Raw genomic sequence first — 22,376 nt, forward strand, 5'->3', positions numbered from 1 at the left:
ACCGTTCATTCACTTTTTCTCTTGGTGGGATGTGGGTCGGATGGATGAACTAACTTGGCTGCCTTTTTATCCTTTTCTTTGAAAATGATATTCATTGAATTTCTATGCATAAAAAAATCCGGATATTTAGTTGTCCGGACATCAGAGATTTGAAAGGCAGATGTTGGGAACTGTTTTGGGATCTGACTTACAATTTTCTGATCATGGGAAGCCAAAAGCTCTTTTATGGGACGGAAAGAAGCTGGGAGGTAAATGTGCTTTGGCGTGCGCGATGGGAAACATACAATAATGCGAGAGCGATTGAAGTGGATAGCCCACAGCTCAGCGAGGACTTGGAACAAAAAGCGCGGTCTCAATTTGACACGCCCCGATACGAAAAAGATCACGACAAGTCAGATCTTCCCCTTATGCCTTCTGTCCCTATAATCTCAAAAAATTTAATTGGATCTTAAATGCGTTGTAAGTCGGCAAAATACAGCTATCACCATTGTATCTAACCCACTACACTTGAATTACATTTTTTAATCTAAACAAAACATGACAAATCGATTACTTTTAAAATCAAAAAAGAATTGAAAAACACCTTTTAATTTATTTCTTTTGAATACAAATAAACATGTCTCAATCATATTAAAAAATCAAAATATTTCGGGACAATTTGTTTTGTTAACCGTCTTAGATATAATCTTATGATGGACGAAAAATAAGCAGTTTAAATAACAATTATTAGATGTAGATGAAAAGAATTTATTATCTGAGCATGCTCCTGACCCTATTTGTGGGATTTCAGAGCTGCAAAAAAGATCATGTCAGTAGTTTAGAAAACAGCAATCAACAGGTTCTTTCGCTGAAAGCAGCATTTGAAAAACAGCATAGCGACAGTGGCCTTCCGGCGGACAGAAAAAATTTCAGCAAGAATTTCAATACGCAGATCCTATGGGACAGCGTGACTTTCAAAACGGCAGATACGGCAATTGTGAGGGTAAAATTGTTAAGTGATGTGAAAATATTCACGAACGATTCGATACCTGTCGACTTAAGCAACAACCTGATTTTAAAGGCGACTAAAAACCAAAAAAGAGAATGGGATTTTGTAAAAGTTATCTATCTGCCTGAATATGGGAAAGATATACCTAACGGGTTTACAGGACGTATTATTTCTGAAGGATATTTTGATAACAACTTTACCGTTACTAAATACTATGAAGGAAAGGCATATTTTTCTACATTTAATGCGGATAATAGCTGGCTTAAAGATAGGTCAGCACCTAAGCTGAAAGCAGGCGGACTACCCGGTGATCCAAGATGTCAGCCAGAGGAAGAAGAAGATCAGAGAACTGTTGAAGGTTATGTTGAAGGGCAACTCAATACCGTATGGACTTTTCCCAAGACAAAATTACCCCATGCTGCATGTTCCGATGATCCTATCCCAACAGGTACTGGCGGTGGTGGAGCTCCAGGTGCCCCAAGTGACAATTTCCCTAAACCAAATGTGGATGAACTGAAAAATCAGCTGAAAAACAAACCTTTTGCTTTAATCCCAAATATCGACTGTGCAATAATCAAGAAGTGGTTAGCAATGGCTAAATTCGCTATTGACCAATCGACGAAAGATAAAATTCGGAAATTTGATGTAGCATATTTCGGAAGTCCTGTTTCTCACGCACTTGATATAAATGATGCATTCAGTCCGTTGGTCAATATGGATTATTTCCCTATTAATATCGATAAAATGCCGACTATTAATGGAAAAACTGCAACCCCTGAGCAGTTTCAGGAACATATCCGCAAAAATATCAATAATTTTGTTGACACGTATTATTCGAAATTTTCACCATATGACAAATGGGGAGTTGCTGACCAAAATTTATGGAACTCCAGTAATCCAAAAAACGCTGTTATTACAATTGATATTTTAGGCCCTGATAACGGTTCTGTTATTGTGAGTAAGTATAATAGTGGAGGCTGGACTTTCACAACAATTTTTGAACCCCAATATAAGGGGCATCCAGTGTCCGGTAACCGGGATTTTGGTTTTGTAAAAAATGCGAATGGCTCCTATACGTTTTATACACGTGGCGTGGATAGATTATCCTATATCGACGGCAGCAATTTCCAAGCAGTTGCAAACTTTTTTGGCGTACCGAATGCAGGGCCATTCGGTAAAGCGGATGCATTATGGAATTCTTATCAAAAAATGGTTTCAGATTTCGTGAACAAAAACGGAGGAAAAGCAGCACCGGGAAAGCAAGAAATCCATCGTCCAGACTGGAATACGGTTAAAGATGTAATTGACGGTAAAAAGCCTTTAAGTACACTGAGTAGCGATTGTAAGGATTAATCATTAATTTTAAATATGAAAGCATTAAAAGTTTTATATGCCCTGTCATTTATGGTGTGCTTATTACAGCTCGTGCTCTGGCTTTTTACCCCGTTCATGGGAGTAGGTGCAATCTGGCATATGGTAACCGGCAGCGGTTTTTATTCAGACGCATACCCCGAAAGAATTTCTGAAATATCAGAAAAGTTGGGCATGACGGTTACGACATTTAAAATGGTAAATCAAATAGTATCAATCATCTACTTTATCACCTTGATAATACCGGTTTTGTCCATTTTCTTTTTAAAAAAATTCAGCAAACGTTCAATTTATATAACTGTTAATTGTCTTTTTGTTCTGAATATTCTGATCTTATTCAGTCTGTGGTTGCAAAAATTCCTGTAATTGTAATAAAAGCATCATTAGACAGGATTTGTTGATCGAACCGAGAGGAAAAAATAGAAAGCTATCCCAAAACAGGATAGCTTTCGTTATTATTGGACAACTATTTATATTTTTAGAGAAGATCGTTTTCATGTTAAACCCAAAATTTGAAATAACTTTAGCTTTTTATACGGCAATTTGAAACGATATCTGAATTAGAAACCGTAAATTGTATGTAAAGTTCCATTAGGAGTAATTATCATTTTAAAAGTAAGGTTAGGTGGTGTTACTTCATTGAATTTAAATCTGTCCAAACTGTCGTAATTATGAAAAAGATAATGTTTGACAATAGCCATCTTTATGCTGGTTCAATAGGAAAAATATTGTTTCCTGTCTCTTCCCGCAGCGCATATCTTGAAATAGATATTGAATTTACTGATGGAATCATAGCAAAAGGTGATATGGAAGTTCTGAATGACAAAGAACTGATCCTGAATGTCTACGAATATGTTACAGCTTCTGGAACCAAAATGAGTAAAAAATCCTGGTTCCTTAAAAAACTGGAAGAAAATATATGGAAAGTAGACAAAAAATATTCGGAATATTAACCATTTTCATTTATATTTTAGTTGGGGATAATAATGACAACCCAAAACTGCTCTACTGATATACTTTTTGACTTGAAAAAGAAAGCACCGAGAGAGAATTCGGTGCTTAGCTATATTTGATCATCTTCTAAGGAGGAAGATAACACTAAAATAAAATTTAATTCTGATATTCCGTTTGAAAAAGAAAAAATTAAATAACCATTTCTCTAGGCTAATAAATTAGGACGGAATTATTGATTTAAGTGTTTCAGGATAACGGTCGCCTTTAATAGCACCCATTGAAAAAGTGCTGTCCAAAAACAGAAGCTCTTCATTGGTAAATTTTATTTCAAGTGCTTTCAGGTTATCCGACACTCTCTCAGGACATCCCATTCCGATGATAGGTATAATATCATTTCCCTGATTGAGCAACCATGCAACTGCTATCTGGCTGGGGCTATATCCTTTTTGGGCACTAAAGTCTTTTAGAAAGTCAATGATTTCCAGATTTGCCGTAAGATTTTCGCTGTTGAATCTAGGCAGGGTGCTTCTGTAATCAGATTTAGAAAACGGGCCATTAATATCGCCTGTAAGGAGACCATAATAGAGAACTGAATAGGGTATCACTGAAATTTCCAAAGACCTTGCCATAGGTAAAATTTCATGCTCAATGAATCTGGTAGCCAGTGAATATTCAATTTCAAGTGCGGAAACCGGATATATTTCATTCGCAATCTTAAGCTGCCGGGCATTTACCTCTGACATACCAAGGTATCGGACTTTTCCTTCTTTAATAAGGTCTGCAATTGCTCCTACGGTATCCTCTAACGGAACATTGGGGTCTATGCGTGCGGGCTGGTAGAGATCAATGACCTCAACACCCAATCTGGTCAGGGAATAGTTGCAAAAATTCTTGATCGAAGATGGAGTACAGTCAAGACCGAGATAATCTCCTGTCGGAGATCTTCTGAGTCCAGTTTTTACACTGAGAAAAACTTTGTCTCTCTTTCCTTTTATGGCTTTTCCGATCTGCATTTCATTTAAGCCCATACTGTAAAAATCAGCGGTATTTATGAAATTAATGCCCTTTTCTATTGCTGTTTCTAACACTTTAATTATTCTTGAACTTTCCGTGGAATCAATATCCCTATTTGGTGTCATACTGCGTGTACCAATGGATACTGCAGAAACTTTTGGCCCATTTTTTCCCAAAGATCTATACTGCATCGAAATATAGGTTTAGAGGTAAATTAATTGTTATAGCGATATAAGCTTACTAAAATTAAAAATAATTTGCAGTAAAATAGAATAGCAAGCAGTGTTTTTTTGACCTAAATATTATAGAAATGCCTAAACAAATGATTTCTGTATTTGTTTTATTTAAACGCGCTCCATTAATACTATTAGTAACGTTTGGCTGGGTATTTTGCCCAGCCTCTATTTAATCTCTTCTGTTAATACATACAAATTCTATATCGCACAGTTATTTTATTCGCACATCACTGATATTTAACCAGTTGTGAAATAAGCCATACCACGTAGGATAAATAAATGATTATTGCGCTATATATTTGTATAATTAATAAATTTACTTAGTTAAAATATCGAAAGTTAATTGACTATGGCCCAACCTGAAAATGTAGAGGATCTGAGAATCGAATTAGAATCGCTAAAATATCGTGTGAAAGAGCTGACGGATTTTATCGAAAACGGAAGTATGCCCCTTCACTGGGTAAATGGGGACGGTATTATTATCTGGGCAAACCAGGCCGAACTCGATCTTCTGGGATATACCAAAGAAGAATATATTGGTTTTCCGATCCAGAATTTTCATGCCGATAGTGATATAATTTCGGAGCTATTGGTTAAACTTTCCAATAATGAAACGGTACAGGATTTTCCGGCCAGTCTACTGTCCAAAAATGGGGATGTCAAATATGTCAGAATCAGTTCAAATGTACTGATAGAGGACGGAAAATTTATCCATACGCGATGTTTCACCAGAGATGTAACCGAGCTGGTCAAAGAAGAAAAACGCAAGAACGAACTTCACCATCTACTTGCGGAAAGTGCGGAACGTTTACGGCTTGCGATTTCAGCATCTAACTTGGGTATATGGGAATTAGATTTAATTACCGGAAATATCCAAATTTCAGATGAACTTCGGCAGATGCTTGAAATCCCGATAGAAGTTGATGCAGGTGGTCTGCTTAAAGATTATATTTACCCGGAAGATAAAGAAAAGGTGGAATCCCATATTTCAGATGTGAAATATAGGGATAACGGTGAGTTTGATATTATTTTTAGATTTTTAAAATCGAATGCTATTCCTGTCTGGATCAGGGTGCAGGGAATTATACAGAAACAAGTAAGCGAAGGTTTACACAGGGTCGTCGGCTGCGTACTTGATATTACAGATCTAAAAAATTCAGAAGAGTACCATTCAAAACTTGTGGCCATAGTGAACTCTTCTTTTGATGCCATCATAAGTAAAACATTGAATGGAGTTGTCAGTACCTGGAACAGTTCTGCAGAAACAATATTCGGTTACAGTGCCGATGAAATGATCGGTCAGCCGATCATAAAGATAATCCCTGAAGAGCGCTTGGGGGAAGAAGATTATATCTTGGAAAAACTCAGGGCTGGGGAATCCATAAATCATTTTGAAACGCAGAGGCTGACAAAATCTGGTAAACTATTAGATGTGTCCCTGACAATATCACCCATTAAGAACGCCAATGGTGAAATCATGGGAATATCCAAAATAGCCAGGGATATTTCGGAAAAAAACAGGAAGAAAGAAGGAAAAATGATTTTGTTTCAATGGTGAGCCATGAGCTTAAAACACCGCTTACTTCCATATTATTAAGTTCTCAGGCCATGCAAAGAGGTTTTAAGAATAATAATTTGGAAATAGGAAGAAACTTGTCAGTCGGGATCGAAAATCAGGCGAAACGGATGACTTCGATGATTCAGGATTTTCTGAACCTCGCAAAGATCGAGGAGGGTAAAATCAGGATGCATTTTGAATATTTTCAAATTTTAGGTTTGTTGCAGGAGATCGTATCGGAGGCAAGATATATCAGCGAAAAGCATATAATAAAGATTCAATGTAATTCCTCTCATGAAGTGCTTGCCGACCGAGATAAAATCGGTCAGGTCTTAACAAATCTTTTGACCAATGCCATAAAATATTCCCCCGAAGGCGGAACTATTGTGTTAGGCTGTGAGAAAATCAGTAATGCTTCTTTAAGGATTTTTGTCAGTGATGAAGGTGTCGGAATAAGTAATGCAGATCAGAAAGAACTTTTTAAAAGATTCTTTAGGGTCGAAAGGAAGGAACTTGCGAATATTTCCGGCTTTGGTATCGGCCTTTATATTGTCGCAGAGATATTGCATTATCACAATTCAATTATAAGTGTGGAAAGTGAAGAAGGTAAAGGTTCTACCTTTCAGTTTGTGTTGGAAAACAAAGATTAAAAAAATCGAATAAAAAAATTAAATCTTTCCAATTTTTGATTTCTTTCTTCGGTTGTTTTTTAGATTTTCATTAGATAAAAAACTACCAACAATTTGCCATTGGTCATTGTCTTTATCATATCTCATGCGCCATACTTTCTCAGGAACTTTGAGTCCTTTGGCATCTAAGTATTCACCTATTCTTAAAACAACTTCAAGAGCATTTACCTCTTCTATTACGGCATATGCTTTTTCACCACCTTGAAATTCAGCTATTGCTGGAATTGACCTTTGCCCAGGCTCAGGAATAAACATAAATTTAGCAGAACATCCGATATGGGCCTTGTTATGCTGAAAAATTATTCCATTCATATTTTTTATAGAATTCAGAAATTAATAAAGAAATGACATATTAGGTTGATCCTATCACAAGGCAATAACAACCCTATACATGCAAAGTTTAAAACATGGAATACATCTATTTGTTTTTGATGGTGCATAAGAAGTCATTAGTATGACAATTCCCATCATCTAACCAATTTATTGACCAACTTTAAATATTTAAAACGGCAACTTCTATGTAATGGGATTTTTTTAGCCGATCATTTTTAACTGTTAGACTTCATAAGAAAGATCAGGGATCTCATCGTAAACGAAAGCCTTTGAAGGAGTACCGGTTGTTTTAAATTCTTTTTCAACCGTATAAGCGACCATTTCAGTAGGATTTATCTGATAGGTTGCCAGCTCAGTAATTCTTTTTTCATCCAGATCTTCCATCATCCATTCCCAGGCAAGGTCATCAGGCAACATTGTTGGCATACGTTTTTTTGAATTATGAATTTGTCTCATTAAGCTATTTGCTTCTGTTGTTACCAGGGCTACGCAGTCAATTGTTTCTCCGGTTTCCTTATCAATCCAGTTTTGCCATATCGCTGCAATAAAAAAATACTCTTTGTCCTTTAAACCAATATGGTAAGGATATTTATCTGCTGTTTTTAAAGGCTGGTTTGTCTTTTTGTTCAGACGATAAATGTGTCGCCATTCGTAGAATTCACTAGACAGGATAAGGCATCTTCGATCAAGTGCAGCTTTGCGAAACATTTTTTCCTTGCCCGAATTTTCATCGATCAGCAGAAGCTCTTCTCCTTTAGCGTTAAGTGTTGTATAGGGTTGATGCCACTTACCCAGGGAGTCTTTGTATCCAAAACGCATCTTTTGAACCGCATCGCGATTTTTAATATAAGAAGGGATGAAACCCCATTCCATTTGCACAATTTCAAAATTACATTTGTCTTCGGAAGGACGCAGAACCGCTATCTTTCCATAATTAAAACCCTCGTGCAGATCCTGATTTAAAAAATCATAATTCACAACCGCTTTTTCCAAGTCCATTAAACGAATGAACTCAGCTCTTGAAACACGTTGTCCGTTATAATAACACATATCATTATTTTTTTAAATGTTTTAGGATTTCATTACCAAATAATTCAGCTTCTTTCTGTCTTCCCTGCGGAACACTTGTCCAGTTATTACCAGAAAAAGTGGAAATACGTGTAATTACAAGAGGTAATCTATCATCGGAAAAGATCAGTCGATATATTTGCTGATCATTTACCGTATGTTCAGATACAGCAATTTTTACACCTTCTGATATGATTTCAATTATTTTATTCTCAAAAAGATTGCCCATTCAATTATTTGTCAATGATTTACCACAATTAAAGTTAATCATTTTTAATTTTTAAATGGCAAAAAAGAAACCACCTTTCGGTGGTTTCAAAAACATTCACATCAACATAAAATCAGGAGAATTTAAGGTCTACTTTAAAATCTCCGCCCTTTATTATATCGTAACCAATGACATGATTTTCTTTGAAGGCATCAATTATTCTTTCGCTAAAAAACGGTCCTGCTGCCTGGACACTTATAATATCCTGACTTTCCAGTGCTTTAGATAAAAACAGATTTTTAACTTTGAATCTATTGTTCTTTTCTGTGAGATATTTTTCATAAGTATCAAAAACAGCAAATCTATCCTGTAATGTACTATAGAAAACACTCTTGGAATAATCAATTGTCTCAGAATTTTTAAGCATAGGAATAAAGAGAAAATAAAATGGCTCTGAAGATCCATCGATACTCAAATCTTCCAAATGGTATTCGGATTTTTTTATATTTAAGTTCTCTAATATTTCCTTTACTTTTCCACTAATAATAAATGGAATTCCCAGGCACATTGGCATGACTTGCATAATATCAATGGGAGATTTCTTTCTCTGATACATTTTGCCTGTTATATTTTTGGGAAAATCCTTATATGGTTCAGTCTGTTCAAAATAATTGTCAACATAGACCAATTTATCTTTTCGGAATGCCAAAAATTGTTTATTGGTAATTTCAACTGAAAGTGCCAATTCACTTTTGCCAATGATTTTACTGTCTATGGTCGGTTCAATTTGATAATAATTTTTCTGTTTATGCATGTTATTTCTTTTTGTTTTTAAAATAATCATTCAATGACTGCCCTGATTCTTTAAACTCTTTATAGGCTTTATTAAGTTCAATATTAGCTTCTTTTATTACTCCTTCAAGTCCTTCTTTCGTAAGATCGCCCTCAGCTAATAAATCGTCAATCTTATTTTTCACCCAATTTGTATAAGCTGGGTGATTTCCATGAAATCTATTTGGTAATTTCTTTAAATTTATACCTGAATTCTTTAATATGAAATCTCCGATTTCTGGCATTAATTTATATAGTTGCTGAGGAATAATGTGGTGTTTTTGTATCTGCGTTATAATTTTTCCACCATATTTAACACCTTTAGCACCATCACCTATATAGGGGGCAACCGATATGCCACTGATTGCAGCATTTTTCCAGTCACCTTCAAAGACGTACCAAATACCATTTGCCGTATCTGAAACAGGAGTAGGATCAACAACACCAGCTGCATCGAGGACAACATGCCCAACTTCAGCCGTTGCCGCTCCTTTAGCAGCCTGTATAGTTCCTGTTCTAAACTCCTGAAATCTTTCCTCGCCTGAGCGAACCCTAGGACCATCTTTACTACCTTCAACGGCTTTCCAAGGATTGATCCCATTCCACATCTTTTTGAGACCATCAATAACAGTATCAACCTGTTTTCCATTTGGATCAGTGTATCGTACAGGATTTTGATAGGTATAAATATATGGGTTTAAATTACCTATGAAATAGAATCCTGAATTATGTTGACCATTCCCATAAAATTGGTGCTCCATAACCGGATTATGGATAGCTAGTGGATCTACGCCATACCAGATGCTCAGTCTTGGATTATAGTATCTTGCACCATAATAATATAGGCCACTTTCACTATCCAGTTCTTTTGCATTGAACTTGTATGGATTTTCATAGACTCCAGGAACCTGCTGTTCAATGAACGTTTCACCAAAAGGTAAATTTAGGAAAAATTGTGTTGCTACGGCATTTGCATCTGTGACAAAATTTGCTGTCGATAAATGATCACTGTGTAAATAATATAGTCCTGCCTGTGAACTGTTTTTAGCAAATTCAGTTTCCAGTTTTGTAATATCTACACCCATTTTTTCTGAGTAAGCTTTAAATTCAGTTTCAACGTCAGGCACACTGTCCTTATCATCGTTGACATTTTGGTTTACTGCTACTCTGTTAAAAAGACCTGGATTGTCTGCCAATCGGCTTGCGATCCTTTGTGTTCCGGCATAATAATGTTTTGTATAAGTATTATCTGAGCTTACCACAACATAGGAGTTCGGATAGACTTTGTATCCATACAGCTGCATTGTGCCATCAACGAGTGACCCATTCTGATATAATTTAGGACCTTCCTGTAAATTATACTTAATAGTTCTGTCGCCTTTATTGTCATAGGAATAATACTGGAATATACCATCAGCCTTTTTAAAGTAGGCTTTCATATTGTCCTCTTCATCCCACGCCATCGAGACAGTGCCATTTGGTGAATTTAGATCTATTGGATTACCGTTCAGGTCATATTTGAAACTTTCTACAAACCCATTGTTCAAATCGGTAACAGAAGTGACCATATGGGTTCCTTTGACGTACTTGTAACTATTATTGTAAGTATTTAAAGGATTTGTTATACCGCTTACCACATGGGTCTGGTTTTTTCCTTTAAAGCCATTTCCAGTAGTGTAAGTTAGGGTTGTCTCATAACTTGCTCCAACATTAGAAGGGTTATTAGGATCTTCTTTTATATCTTTTAGCATTGCCCCTACCGCATGTGTAAGCCTGTTCAAGCTATCATATCCATATAGAAGCTGGTAACTTCCCCCTAATTGGTTAGGTGTTAAAATACTGCTATTGATATTAGAAACTACATTCCCCGCAAAGTCATATTTATAGCTATTAGCAAGATAGGTTGTGTAATTATCCTTAGTAAGCGTATGAGAAGCAAGATATCTGGTTTTTGGTTCGTAAGTAAACAGTGAATAGGTATCATTTCCATTTAGGATCTTGGTTCGCTGCTCATATTCATCATATTGAATATCTTTTACGTAATCCCCATTCTGCTGGCTTTTTATGGATTTTAAATTTCCGCCTAAATCATACTTGTACTTTACGATTTCTCCATCAGGATAGGTTATTGTTTTAATACGGTTCCAGCTATCATACTCATAGTTAGTAATAAAATTCATTGTCGGAATGTTGTATCCAGTAATTTTTCTATTTTCAGATACTATTTCACCCAATGTTCCGTAAGTATATTTAGTCTGCCCCGTACCGTCAATTTTTGAAGCTAACCTTCCAGTTGCTGTTCCAGCGATACCATAGGTATATCTGACATTATTAGGATTAGTGGCTCCATTAGGAAGATTAGGGTAAGTTATTTCCATCAACCTATTTTTATTGTATTTATAGGAGATCGCACTGGATTGGCCAAGATTTGGAGATAACCTTGTCGTCATTTTACCTGCCTTGTCATATGTGAACCTTGTCGTTCCATGATCAGGATGCTTTTCTGAAGTTCTTCTTCCACCTAAATCATAATCGTATTTAAACTCAATATTTTCAGGATCTTTTAACGAGAGAAGCTGTCCAACAATATCATACGTGTACTGGGAAACTAAAATTGAAGTTCCCAGATAGTTTTTAGCAATTACTGTTCTTCCTTCCGCATTTGATAATGTTTCAGATTTCATTGTACTGCCCGGATTCTGTAATTGACTTACAGTTTTTTTCATGGAAGTACCTTCAATACTATATGAGGTATCTGTCACATTTCCATCTTCATCAATTTCAATAATTGGCCTATCAAGATTGTCATATTGAATAGAACTGGAATAAGGAGAAAGGGTTAATTTGAGTTTTTTGTTCAGAACAGCATCTTTTGCCTCCATTGTAGGATGATACTGTCTAATTGGTCTACCTAAAACATCATATGATGTCATTCCAGAAACCGACATTTTCTCAGCATTTGCAATAAAAATGTCCTTCTTCACCTGTACAGTTTTTCCCGTAAAATCCGCTAATGAAATAGTTTCAATTGGATTTGTTGGATTGTCAGGATCATAGTTCTGCGTAGTTGCGCCGTATAGGTTTATCTGCGTACCTGTGGTTGAATAAGGTGTCAGAAAATAGGAATATTTTACCGTATAAGGCGAAACACCTATTTCCTTTGGTGCTAGAATATTAGTTAACCTACCATAATTATCATATTCATAAGTTATTTTATTACCAGTAGCATCTATGGATTCCAATATGGTATCCCATCTTGAATCATAAGTTGCAGATGAAAATACGCCAAAACTATCAGTTACTTTTGTCACATATTTTCCTGTTGGATCATACTCGTAAGTAAGGAGATAGTCAACGGGGTCTTTCACCGTTTTTACATTTCCAAAGGAATCATATGTAAGTTCTGTATCTGCGGTTTGACTTGAAGTAAGACTCACCTTAATTTTTGTCAGATCGCCATAATTCGTATCAACCTCTGAACTTCGTTGGCGAATTAAAATATTCGAACTATTAAAGACCTTAATTTCCGAAGGTATATTCAATATATTTTTCGCAGTTAAGGATGGTATGTCATGATATCCAATCGAGGAATAAAAACTTCCGGCGGCGACGTTGCTGTTATAGCGATATCCGATTATCTGACCTTTGACATTGTAGGTCATAGTGGAGCTCGTGGTTATAGACCCCCCATTTTCAAATGTCGTGTTGGAAGTTCCGGAAGGTAATACAATCGCGATTCTATTTCCCTGCGTTCCACCAGTATCATAAGTTTCAAATTGAGAAGAAGGAATTTCTTCAAGTTGAGTATAACTACTGTTGTATTTATATAATTTGTAATTATTTTCCGAAGTTGCTTTTAATGTAGTTCCTCCGCTGTATATCTCACTTTTTTTAGGGATTCCATTATTGTAATAATTGGAATTATAAAAAGTCTCCACACCTCTACGGTAGACATTCGTACCGTTCATATCCTCAGTGATCACTTTTTCAAATCCGTAGCTTGTTCGCTCCCTTCTGTCGTATTTAGGATTCTGATAGTCAAATCTTGTTACGATATTTTTATCGGTTGATGTTGTATATCCGTCAGAATCAACATTTGGATTGAGAATCTTTACTTCCTTCATGACCAACTTCGAATGAGGATCATTGTAGGATGGATCTGTATAAGCATAGTCGATGGTAAATGTACCATTGGTAGACTTTTCTGTAACTTTGGATAACTTATTTGTTCTTCCAATTCTCGAATAATTTACCTGTAAGCCGCTACCATTGTTGATTACCAAGTCTGGGAATCCATCACCGTTTACGTCTCTTAATCCTTTTTCAATTTCAGACATTGAAACGCCAATATTCGCGCTCATATCTGCCCCCGCACGGAAATAGAGAATGGTAATTCCAAATAGCCAAACAATTGGAACATTGATATAGAATCCACCATTTAAGGTAAGTGCCCCATTATATGTTCGACTGTCCTTCCCGAAATTAACTATACCCCCTTGTTTTGAAAGACCCTGCGCCGGAGCGAACTTATTACCCATGTTGTAGGATACAGAAGTATTTCCATCATTATCCATTGAAATTAGATCAATCATTCCATCTCCATTAATATCCTGGAACATAAGTTTTGAACTTCCGGTAGATGAAGATCCAGTTAAATTACCTGAGATACCCCAACCAGAACTGAAAGTAGCGGTTTGAGAAATCATTCCTGAAAGACCGCCTCCTATGCTAACAGAAGTTGAGCCAACAGGCTTGGATTCATAGGTTTTTAAATTTGGATAGTCTTCAAAAGGATTATTAACAAGTCCGTTGCCATAGTTGAGTTTATATCTGACCTGGCCATCGTTTAATTCAACTCTATCTACCAAACCATCCCCATTAATGTCGATCCAATATTTTACACCTCTGTCATAGGAATCAGGATAATCAGAGACTCCAACACCTCCTGACCATGCTGCTGAGGTATCAGGTTTAGAATCGGAATTAGAATTTGAGGTATTTCTACCGACAGTTTTCACCGCAGAAACATTGAATGCAATTGTATTTGTTTTCTGAAAACTATCGTTATTTGAAATAACCGAGTCAGGGTTATTTTCTAGATTTCTCCCCTGTGCACTTCTAAGACCTCCCAATGCATTTGTTAATTGGGATTCTGTTCTATATAACATATCAGGATAACCATCACCGTTTACATCAAAGAAATCCTGCGTATTGATGTTTCCATATCCTCTTAGCTCAGAAGTTGAATGTGAAATAACAGGAATGCCGATCCCCCAATTAGTAGTTTTGGCCTTGCTTTTTTGTTTCTTCTCTATTGCGTACATGGCGGTGTTGGGATTTCCCTGCACTTCGATATCCTGCTCATCTGGATCATCGTCTACAAAAAACGGAGCCATAGATTCTTCATCCCTGAAAGACCTTGCCTTTGAGAACTGTTCAGTAAAACCATTATTTATCCATTTCTCCACGATTCCATTATCACCTTTTGTGTAATAGGTATTCATTGGAACAATTGGATTAAAGCCTGCAAGAATGTTTGTGTTTGCTATATTCTGGAAATCTGCCTGAATAATATCACCGACACACTCTCCGTACTGGTCCTGATTAGTTATTCCAGAGCAAGAAGAAAAGTTATAATTGAACATCCCGAATGGCGAATCAAGGAATTCATTATTGATCAATGCTCCATAAGAATCTTTTGGTGTATCTGTGTTGATTGTATAGTCTGGTGTTGTTACGCCCGATGGAGCTGTAGGTATATCACGCGGACCTCCAGGTGGCGTAAGGGAATTATTCGTTTTTTTGACATCTTTACTCTCATTGTAAATAAATTGTCCCCAGTTGCGATAAACCGCACTAATTGTATTGAACTCAGCAGTAAATATTGCTGTCTCCACCGTAAAAGACCAAAGATTCGTATTCGTTCCAGCATAGATATTGAATATCTGATTCTGCAATTGCGATTTTAAAGATTCATAGGCTGCACGATCTTTTTGGGTAGCGCAATAAACAACAATATTAATCCTATCATCGAGCTGAACGGATTGGTAAGGATCACCAGTATAAAACTTAATCGGATTGAGAAAACCATTCAAAGAGGTTTCAGTAATACCTGAATTGGTCAATTTAACCCATCTTTTTTCCAATACAAGTCCGCCTTTTTTTATAACATACATGAAGTTACCTTCCAAAGATGGAGTAAAAGCAAAATTCTTGTTTATAGAAATAAAGTAATCGTTTGTTCCATGTGGTGGGTTGGCTCCCAAATCTGCAACATGAAATTTCTTTTTAAAATCCCTTACATAATAAGATGGATAGTCGGGTACATCAAGGATATTAACATAACCATCTGTCGTTACCGAAATATTCTTCCACTCAATTTCTTTGTTCATGTAAGAATCTGATATGACTGAGAATTTTAAATGGTATCCACCTGGTATTGGTGGTGGTACAAAAAAGTCCATATCCACTGGATCAATGTTTACGGTTCCGAGTGATTGTGAATATGTTTTTTCATAAATTACGGTAACGTCCCAAGGATTTACTACCTCTGCCTTGGATAAGGTTATTTTGAAGGTAACATTATCGTTTAATTTTGGTACTGAAAACCCTGGAATGGTAAGATGCTTGGTTCCAAAATAGTCGTACTTCAATGTCTTTGTCAGGTTGTTAAGAACAAAGTTTTCCTCATATTTTAGATTATTTGGCATGAAGTCATCTATTTCTTCTTCAGGAGAATCAACTATCGGCGAACCGTTAGCGTTTACAAATTCTACCGAAGGTGTGGTGTTTACTTCATAGTTTATACCGGTCTTCTTATGCAGACGGAAATAGATTTTGTCACCTGACTCTACATGAATTCGCGAAGAATTATTGATTCCTAAAGGAGTTCCTGGATATTCATCATATTTTGTGATTTTGAGGTCTATATTTGGGTTTCCTCCTGCTAAAGTGGTCAAATAAACCCTACCATTTTTTGAAGTATCGTTAGGATTCTTAACTTCAATCGAGTAGACGGCCCGTGCTTTGGTTTCCTGGATGTCAGTAATTGAAATATGATCATAAATAGTCACATAGCCAGCTTTTGGAGCGATCCAGACTTTTACGACATCATTTTTTGCTTTAACAGGCTCTTCACCTTCGTCGTCGTCAAGATCTTCGGGTTCTGTGTACGGGACGGGGACATTACCCTTCATGACCATGTTTTCTGTCATGTCACTGGTTGTTACCATTTCTGGCTGCCCATTGGCGTTTATTTTATTGAACCATACTTTATCGTCTTTAACCACATCGGGCAGACCGTCTGAATTAGCATCTAAAAGATAAACTGGAGTTTTAGACTCGCTTTCAGACCAGCTCTTCGTGAAATCGAAGCCCATTTTCCACCAATTGAACAAAACGGTGGCTCCGGCATTAAATGTACTACCTGTGGTTTTCGTGAAATTGCTATTTAAATTCAGTACGTTTAATTCCGGTTTGTTGAAAACCAGATTACCATTTTCCCACGATCCGGGGATAAGCTTGATCCCATTATCTCCATTTCTCTTCCTATAAAGGATATCTACAATCCCGTCACCATTAAAATCAAGTAATTCCTGTCCTCTTTTAATATCGGGATATGATTCACCAACAAATCCGGAAACCATAAAATTTTTATCGCCTGATCTATGTGGAATAAAAAGTCCTAGCCCTGCTCCTGTCCTTAATGCCCATCCCCATTCAAAATTATTATCCGCACTGATTCTTGAAGGGGTCAGTGCAGAATTAACTGCGCCTGAGAATGCATCCGGTGCCGGAGCATTTACAAATTTATCAGGGCCAAATATGGCATTGCCGGTGTCATCATGATAATCCAGCTGATAATTGACACCAGGGCCAGAAATCGATTTTAAAAGTGATTTATAGAATTTTCCTGTGGTATAGGTAAAACTATAATTTCTGACAGCCTGTGCGGTATTCGTGACAGATATATTGTCCAGTCTTTCAATTTCAACCCTTTTTACACCATCTTTTGTGTTTATGGAATAATCCGGCCTTGTGGGTTCTTTACAGGAAAAATGAATCTGATATGGTCCATCATTATCATTTACCCCTGAATACACAATTTTATCAATATGGAACTGTCTTCCTTTTTCAAGATTTATATTATCTCCCGAAATCGGTACCATTCCCTGTGTAAATAGCTTATTGAGATAATAATATTTTATATTATTGTTATGAACGTCAAGTTCTTTTACAATTCCCCATTGGACTATTGATCCATTGTCCTTTTGAACAACGGCATTATTGTCAACGGTAGATTCGGTTCCACCATAATACTTTTTAGTTCCATCAGTGGTGGTTACTACCCATGTATAACTTGTCGGTGAGGAACCATATCTTTCAATCTTTGTGAAGTTGTTATTTTTTCTCAGATAGAAGTTCTTTTTTCCGGAACTTCTAGGCTGTCTTGTTATATCCATACTTCCCTGAGCATTAAGATGCCTGTGAGGAAGGTAGTCGCCTTCATAGATTAACATTTCACCATCCAAGAGGTAAATCTCAGATTCATAGCTTGGATCAAATGTTGGAGTACCCCAACGTGTATCCAATGTGATACCTGAAATTCCAGTAATATCCCAACCTTCACCCATCCAGCCATTTCCTTTGCTACTGTTATAGGTAATGTTCAATTGCGGCTGCATTCCATTGGTTCCTGCCGGAATTTGAATTGGATAGGAAATGGCAGCATCACCTTTCTGATTTGCTGTTGGCGGTGCCATCAGCTGTACGCCTGAAGTCGGATCAGCAGATTTCAATCCACTGATAGAAGTTGGCGCAAAAGAATTGATTGTTGGTGATTCGGGTACGGAGATTATACCATTTATATAATCATTATCCTGTCCCGCATTGAAAACGACAAGTTTTAACTTTTCGTCAACAACGGCTGATGGTTCAATTTTCCATTGTTTATTACTATAATCAAAGTAAAAAATTCGAATATCTTTAGGAGAAGTTTGCCCTAATTTCCTTTCATCATAAGGCATTGAAACTTTAAGCTTTTTACTTAAGCTTCCAGATTCAAGGGATATTCTATATGCCGAATTATTGGGCGTAACATTTTTAATTCCCTGAGTTGTTGAAGGAAAATCCTTATCACGTAGTTTCTGCAGTTTTATCAGTGCAGATTCCGAGGTTCCTTTCTCAACATTGACATTTAAGTGCTCATAACTTAAATCATAAGTTTGCCCATTTAAAATTTCCAGTGTTTTAGGAGTGTAATTATCCCTGCCGACTATCTTGAAAGATTTTACAGCTTCCGGAATTTTAAGTGTCCTGATTTGATTTCCATGATGAACGGTATATGTTCCATTTCGATTGTCCTGTTCTGAGAGATCAATTAGTTTCTCAAATTCCTTTCCGTTATTCTCAACAGTCTCATTATTGATTTTTAAACTTTGTGATTTCTTGGAATATCCTCGGACATAAAGTTTATTTGAAGAAAGTATGCTGCTGATTTTTAGATCATCAGATAAATCAGGATCAGAAGAAAACACTATCCTTAAATTCTTGATCTTATATTTAATGCCAGCGGATGGTGGGGTAAATAATATAGTATTATTGCCACTTTTTAAAAGATCAATATTGAATTCCTCTTTCTGGTGGCTCCAATCCGCATTAGGTCGAATAACTTCTCCGCCTATAGCAATATCATGATTGATAGATCTTGATACAGATTTATAATCATCAAGGCCAAAAAGATCATACTCCAAAAATGCAGTTTTTGATCTGTCAATTTTCCCTTCTATCTGAATGTTAAAGAAATTATCAGAAATATTATCTGTCTCTTTTTCAGAGAAAGTTCCGATAGTTCCCTGATTTTCGTCAGCATCAAAAGCATCAATAACTGAATTTCGGTCGATGTTTTCATCAGTTACTTTATTGCTTTCAAAAATTTCTGTTGATGGCTTTTCCCAATTTTGATTTAGTGGTTGGGAAAGCGAATGTTCTGCTTTTTCCTCTGGCGGATCTTTTGCATCCGTAGAAGATGGTTTGTTACCAAGATTTAATTTAGTCATTAAATCCTGTTTAAGCATGCGTACCTTTTGCCTATCATCTTTATCAAAACTTGCGAATACAAGCATACAGGTAAAGAAAAGCACAAAGAGACACGACTTCTTACTAGGAAGTTTGTGTAAATCGATTCTCATGGTGTTATTATTCTACGATTAATTTGAAAGTTTTAATGATTTTCCCATTCTGCGTGAGATTAATCAGGTATGAACTCTGGGTTGGTAACTGGTTCACATAATGATTGGAGTTCCTGTCAACTTTATCCAACGCGACCAATCTACCTGCGCCGTCATATATAGAAACCGTTAAATTTTCCATTGGCGGAAAACGTAAAGTAAAATTCTGTCCTTTCTTAACTGGATTCGGGTATAGGACAATTTTTTCAAGATCAAGGGAAAGGTTATTAGGATCAAGAGCTTTATTGATAACTGTTTCGTCCTTTTCCTTGATATCTTTGGTAGGACTTATAGCAAATGTAAAAAGTGCGGAATCACCTGTTTCATCATCTTTAATAAAGTCCACTTTGTTGAAAAAAATATAATTGTCCGTTTCTATCCCTTGAATCTTTCTTGTGTCCCCAGCAGTATTGGTTATTAAAAGCCAATATATTGTGGGTAAAGATCTGGGATTTAAGATTGATTTTTCGATTCTTAGGGAATAACCGGATTTTTGGACCTTAGAGCCTAAAAGATTTATTTGCCAATTGCGGTTCAATTTCGAAAAATTTCCCTCCTGAGATAAGTTGAGGTCTTTATCGTCATCGGACCAAAGGATAAATTCATTGTTGTTTAATAGCGACGAGTTTTCCGCATTGGTTCGTTTGATTTCATTTAACCCTATGGTCAGGATTCGATCTTCAATATTGGTTGACTGTTTTTGGTAAAGCTCATTTCCATCATCCCTGCCCATTCCAGTTAACCTGGTCTTAAAGTTTCTGTGTTTGTCGGGGTCCCAAATAACAGTTCCTTCACTATTATAATATTTTGAATTGTCTAATGAGATTCCATATTTTATCGAAAGATAAGAGTGGATATTATTCAATTCTTTTTGTGTGGCCCTTCTTGGATAAAAAATCATTTCATGAAGGTTCTGGTCGGATAATTTAATATTAAGGCTATCAGTTTTACCTTTTGCCCGATCAGGACTGCTCATATAACTAAAAATACTTGGCCGCTTTTTTAATTCTATATCATTCTTTTCCCCTTTCTGGTAACGGTTATTTGAAAGTGCGACATTTTTTTCGGGATTATCCCATATCAATTCATTCGCTTTGGCAGTATGAACAAGACTGAGTGTGTGACTTTTATTCTTACTATACCTGATAAATTTTTTGACGACTTTATCTTTTATTCCACAATGGAAGTTCAAAAGATTTTCGTCCTTACATTTGAGAGCGTCTCTTGAATGAGGATCTATTTTTTCCCAAATTTGAGTTTCCCCGGAAATTAATTGGGAAAATGCTAATTGGGAACCTAAAAGAAACGCACAGAGCATGACTCTTGAAAAATCAATTCTTTTCATAGGCTATAAAATGTTTTTTGGTTAGTGCCAGGAAACCTATGAAAATAAAGATCCATGCATCTTATTATTATAAGATACGTTTAGAAATAATCAACATCTGGTTTCTTAGCGGTATTCTGGCAATATTATAAAAAAAATCGATACACGGTATGGGGGAAAACCCCATATTTTTAATGGGTGTTTTCACGGTATCAAGTTGAGATATAGACTTTTAAATTTTAATAGGAATGAAATGTATTAAAAAAGCTTATGATTTAGGGAGTTGATGCTTAAAAAAGAATGAGCGTCCAACATAGTAAATTTTCAACATCTATACAGGTCTTACTTTTACGTGTTTCCGTAAGGAATTATCGATTTTATAGCCGATAGCGTAATGAAATTGCCCTCCATATATCTTTTGCAAGTTCCTGATCCGCATCTGAGTTTTCAAAATACCAAGTTTTGTCTCTCTTAAGAAGTTTTTGAATCACTCCATCCAGTAGAAGGTCTACTTCAATGATATCCTTAGTAATTCCTCGTTTTAAAAGTCGAATCTGAAAATCTCTATTCTTATAGGTGATCCTAAAAATCTGTCCTGAATTAGCGTCAAATTTTGAATTAATTGTATCTTCCATAGTTATGAAACTTGAAATTAAAAAAATGAAAGTTAAAAATCCAATTTATCGTACTATTTTTTTCTAATTTCAAATAGAAATTTTAGTATATTCCTGATATTAAAAAGCCTTTATTAATGCCTTATAAATATTCAGATGAACAGCGAATAGAATGGTTAAGAAGCCTAAATCCAAAATTTGATGATCAAAATTGGCACGATGACGTCGTAGTCCATTTCAGCCATATCAAAAACTTTGATTTTTTTATATCTGCCGGAACGTTTAGGGAAAAAATAGATCCCAGTAAAATTTGTGGGATTGATTACTCCTATGGCTACAATTGTGTAATGTATAAACCAAAAGACTGGCGATATTATTGGCTACAGTTTTTTACTGATTTGCGCAGGTTGGATCGTGTTATTGACAATTTTCCAACCAAAGAAACGGTGATTGAACATATTCATAATGCAAAAGAAGCGAAAACTGTCGTTCAGTACGGCAACCATTACTTTACAATAGGCGGACAACATCGATTATGCCTTGCAAAATTTTTAGAAGTTCCCGAAATTGAGGTAGACGTAATAAAATATGTTTTTGACCGAGTCCATTTCGCTCACGAGATGCGTTTTCAAAGAACTATTCCTGCTCTGCAGGAATTAGGATTTCTATCACTTGATTATCATTCTGATCTCCATTACGATTTTTTTATCATCGAATTTGCTGGCGAGTATGTCTCCGTAAAAAAAAGATATGCACATTATATATTGAAAAGATATACGACCTTAAAAAAGATGCCATTGAAAGGATTTCTAAATTATGTAAAAGCTATGGACGCAAATTATTATGACAAGAAGAGGATTGATGAAGATGTCAAGCTTTATATCTTGGATGCCTACTTGTTAAAGCACCTTAAAACACGTAAAAAGTTAATTGATGTTTACGTAAATAACCAATAAAAA

Annotated in this window: 13 protein-coding genes; 5 read left to right on the forward strand and 8 right to left on the reverse strand. The window is 36.0% G+C overall.

Annotated elements, in window-relative coordinates; genetic code table 11:
• Positions 1-736 precede the first annotated feature (736 nt).
• Together H3Z85_00920 and H3Z85_00925 are read left to right on the forward strand one after the other, a co-directional pair.
• Positions 737-2,341: a hypothetical protein gene (locus H3Z85_00920; protein QPQ52112.1), complete on the forward strand. Its 1,605-nt coding sequence runs from the start codon at positions 737-739 to the stop codon at positions 2,339-2,341.
• 689 nt (positions 2,342-3,030) lie between these two features.
• Positions 3,031-3,312, forward strand: coding sequence for a hypothetical protein (locus H3Z85_00925; GenBank protein QPQ52113.1), 282 nt, complete (start codon positions 3,031-3,033; stop codon positions 3,310-3,312).
• Between the two features lie 219 nt (positions 3,313-3,531).
• Here H3Z85_00925 and H3Z85_00930 read toward each other — a convergent pair whose 3' ends face one another.
• Positions 3,532-4,518: an aldo/keto reductase gene (locus H3Z85_00930; protein ID QPQ52114.1), complete on the reverse strand. Its 987-nt coding sequence runs from the start codon at positions 4,516-4,518 to the stop codon at positions 3,532-3,534.
• 394 nt (positions 4,519-4,912) lie between these two features.
• Here H3Z85_00930 and H3Z85_00935 point away from each other — a divergent pair, with 394 nt between their 5' ends.
• Positions 4,913-6,121 (forward strand): PAS domain S-box protein, encoded by a 1,209-nt coding sequence (locus H3Z85_00935; GenBank protein ID QPQ52115.1) that lies wholly within the window; start codon positions 4,913-4,915, stop codon positions 6,119-6,121.
• Entirely contained in the window at positions 6,115-6,771 is a 657-nt protein-coding gene (locus tag H3Z85_00940; protein ID QPQ52116.1) for a hypothetical protein, read from the forward strand. The genes H3Z85_00935 and H3Z85_00940 overlap by 7 nt, the downstream gene beginning before the upstream one ends.
• An 18-nt stretch (positions 6,772-6,789) precedes the next feature.
• On the opposite strand, the gene H3Z85_00945 is transcribed toward H3Z85_00940, so the two are convergent.
• The 7 genes from H3Z85_00945 to H3Z85_00975 all read right to left on the reverse strand — a co-directional run bounded on the left by H3Z85_00945 (position 6,790) and on the right by H3Z85_00975 (position 21,438).
• Positions 6,790-7,122 carry a hypothetical protein gene (locus H3Z85_00945; protein ID QPQ52117.1) on the reverse strand — a complete coding sequence of 111 codons (333 nt, stop codon included), beginning with the start codon at positions 7,120-7,122 and terminating at the stop codon, positions 6,790-6,792.
• 243 nt (positions 7,123-7,365) lie between these two features.
• A complete protein-coding gene (locus H3Z85_00950; protein ID QPQ52118.1) occupies positions 7,366-8,193 on the reverse strand; it encodes an SOS response-associated peptidase family protein in 828 nt (275 codons plus the stop codon).
• A gap of 4 nt (positions 8,194-8,197) precedes the next feature.
• A complete protein-coding gene (locus tag H3Z85_00955) occupies positions 8,198-8,440 on the reverse strand; it encodes a hypothetical protein (protein ID QPQ52119.1) in 243 nt (80 codons plus the stop codon).
• Between the two features lie 112 nt (positions 8,441-8,552).
• On the reverse strand, positions 8,553-9,233 hold the full coding sequence (locus tag H3Z85_00960) for a hypothetical protein (GenBank protein QPQ52120.1): 681 nt from the start codon (positions 9,231-9,233) through the stop codon (positions 8,553-8,555).
• Between the two features lies 1 nt (position 9,234).
• Positions 9,235-19,308, reverse strand: coding sequence for a hypothetical protein (locus H3Z85_00965; protein ID QPQ52121.1), 10,074 nt, complete (start codon positions 19,306-19,308; stop codon positions 9,235-9,237).
• A 139-nt stretch (positions 19,309-19,447) separates the two neighbouring features.
• On the reverse strand, positions 19,448-20,824 hold the full coding sequence (locus H3Z85_00970; protein QPQ52122.1) for a T9SS type A sorting domain-containing protein: 1,377 nt from the start codon (positions 20,822-20,824) through the stop codon (positions 19,448-19,450).
• Between the two features lie 356 nt (positions 20,825-21,180).
• Entirely contained in the window at positions 21,181-21,438 is a 258-nt protein-coding gene (locus tag H3Z85_00975) for a hypothetical protein (GenBank protein QPQ52123.1), read from the reverse strand.
• A 116-nt stretch (positions 21,439-21,554) separates the two neighbouring features.
• Between H3Z85_00975 and H3Z85_00980 the strand changes: the two genes are divergently transcribed.
• The gene (locus tag H3Z85_00980) at positions 21,555-22,373 is read left to right on the forward strand and encodes a hypothetical protein (GenBank protein ID QPQ52124.1); all 819 of its coding nucleotides are present in this window, start codon (positions 21,555-21,557) and stop codon (positions 22,371-22,373) included.
• The last annotated feature ends 3 nt before the right edge of the window (positions 22,374-22,376 follow it).

The organism is Chryseobacterium indologenes (assembly GCA_016025055.1).
Classification (GTDB): Bacteria; Bacteroidota; Bacteroidia; order Flavobacteriales; family Weeksellaceae; genus Chryseobacterium; species Chryseobacterium indologenes.

Coding starts and splice junctions, on each gene's coding strand:
- H3Z85_00920 (QPQ52112.1), top strand. CDS start 737: ATGAAAAGAATTTATTATCTGAGCATGCTCCTGACCCTATTTGTGGGA.
- H3Z85_00925 (QPQ52113.1), top strand. CDS start 3,031: ATGAAAAAGATAATGTTTGACAATAGCCATCTTTATGCTGGTTCAATA.
- H3Z85_00930 (QPQ52114.1), bottom strand. CDS start 4,518: ATGCAGTATAGATCTTTGGGAAAAAATGGGCCAAAAGTTTCTGCAGTA.
- H3Z85_00935 (QPQ52115.1), top strand. CDS start 4,913: ATGGCCCAACCTGAAAATGTAGAGGATCTGAGAATCGAATTAGAATCG.
- H3Z85_00940 (QPQ52116.1), top strand. CDS start 6,115: ATGGTGAGCCATGAGCTTAAAACACCGCTTACTTCCATATTATTAAGT.
- H3Z85_00945 (QPQ52117.1), bottom strand. CDS start 7,122: ATGAATGGAATAATTTTTCAGCATAACAAGGCCCATATCGGATGTTCT.
- H3Z85_00950 (QPQ52118.1), bottom strand. CDS start 8,193: ATGTGTTATTATAACGGACAACGTGTTTCAAGAGCTGAGTTCATTCGT.
- H3Z85_00955 (QPQ52119.1), bottom strand. CDS start 8,440: ATGGGCAATCTTTTTGAGAATAAAATAATTGAAATCATATCAGAAGGT.
- H3Z85_00960 (QPQ52120.1), bottom strand. CDS start 9,233: ATGCATAAACAGAAAAATTATTATCAAATTGAACCGACCATAGACAGT.
- H3Z85_00965 (QPQ52121.1), bottom strand. CDS start 19,308: ATGACTAAATTAAATCTTGGTAACAAACCATCTTCTACGGATGCAAAA.
- H3Z85_00970 (QPQ52122.1), bottom strand. CDS start 20,824: ATGAAAAGAATTGATTTTTCAAGAGTCATGCTCTGTGCGTTTCTTTTA.
- H3Z85_00975 (QPQ52123.1), bottom strand. CDS start 21,438: ATGGAAGATACAATTAATTCAAAATTTGACGCTAATTCAGGACAGATT.
- H3Z85_00980 (QPQ52124.1), top strand. CDS start 21,555: ATGCCTTATAAATATTCAGATGAACAGCGAATAGAATGGTTAAGAAGC.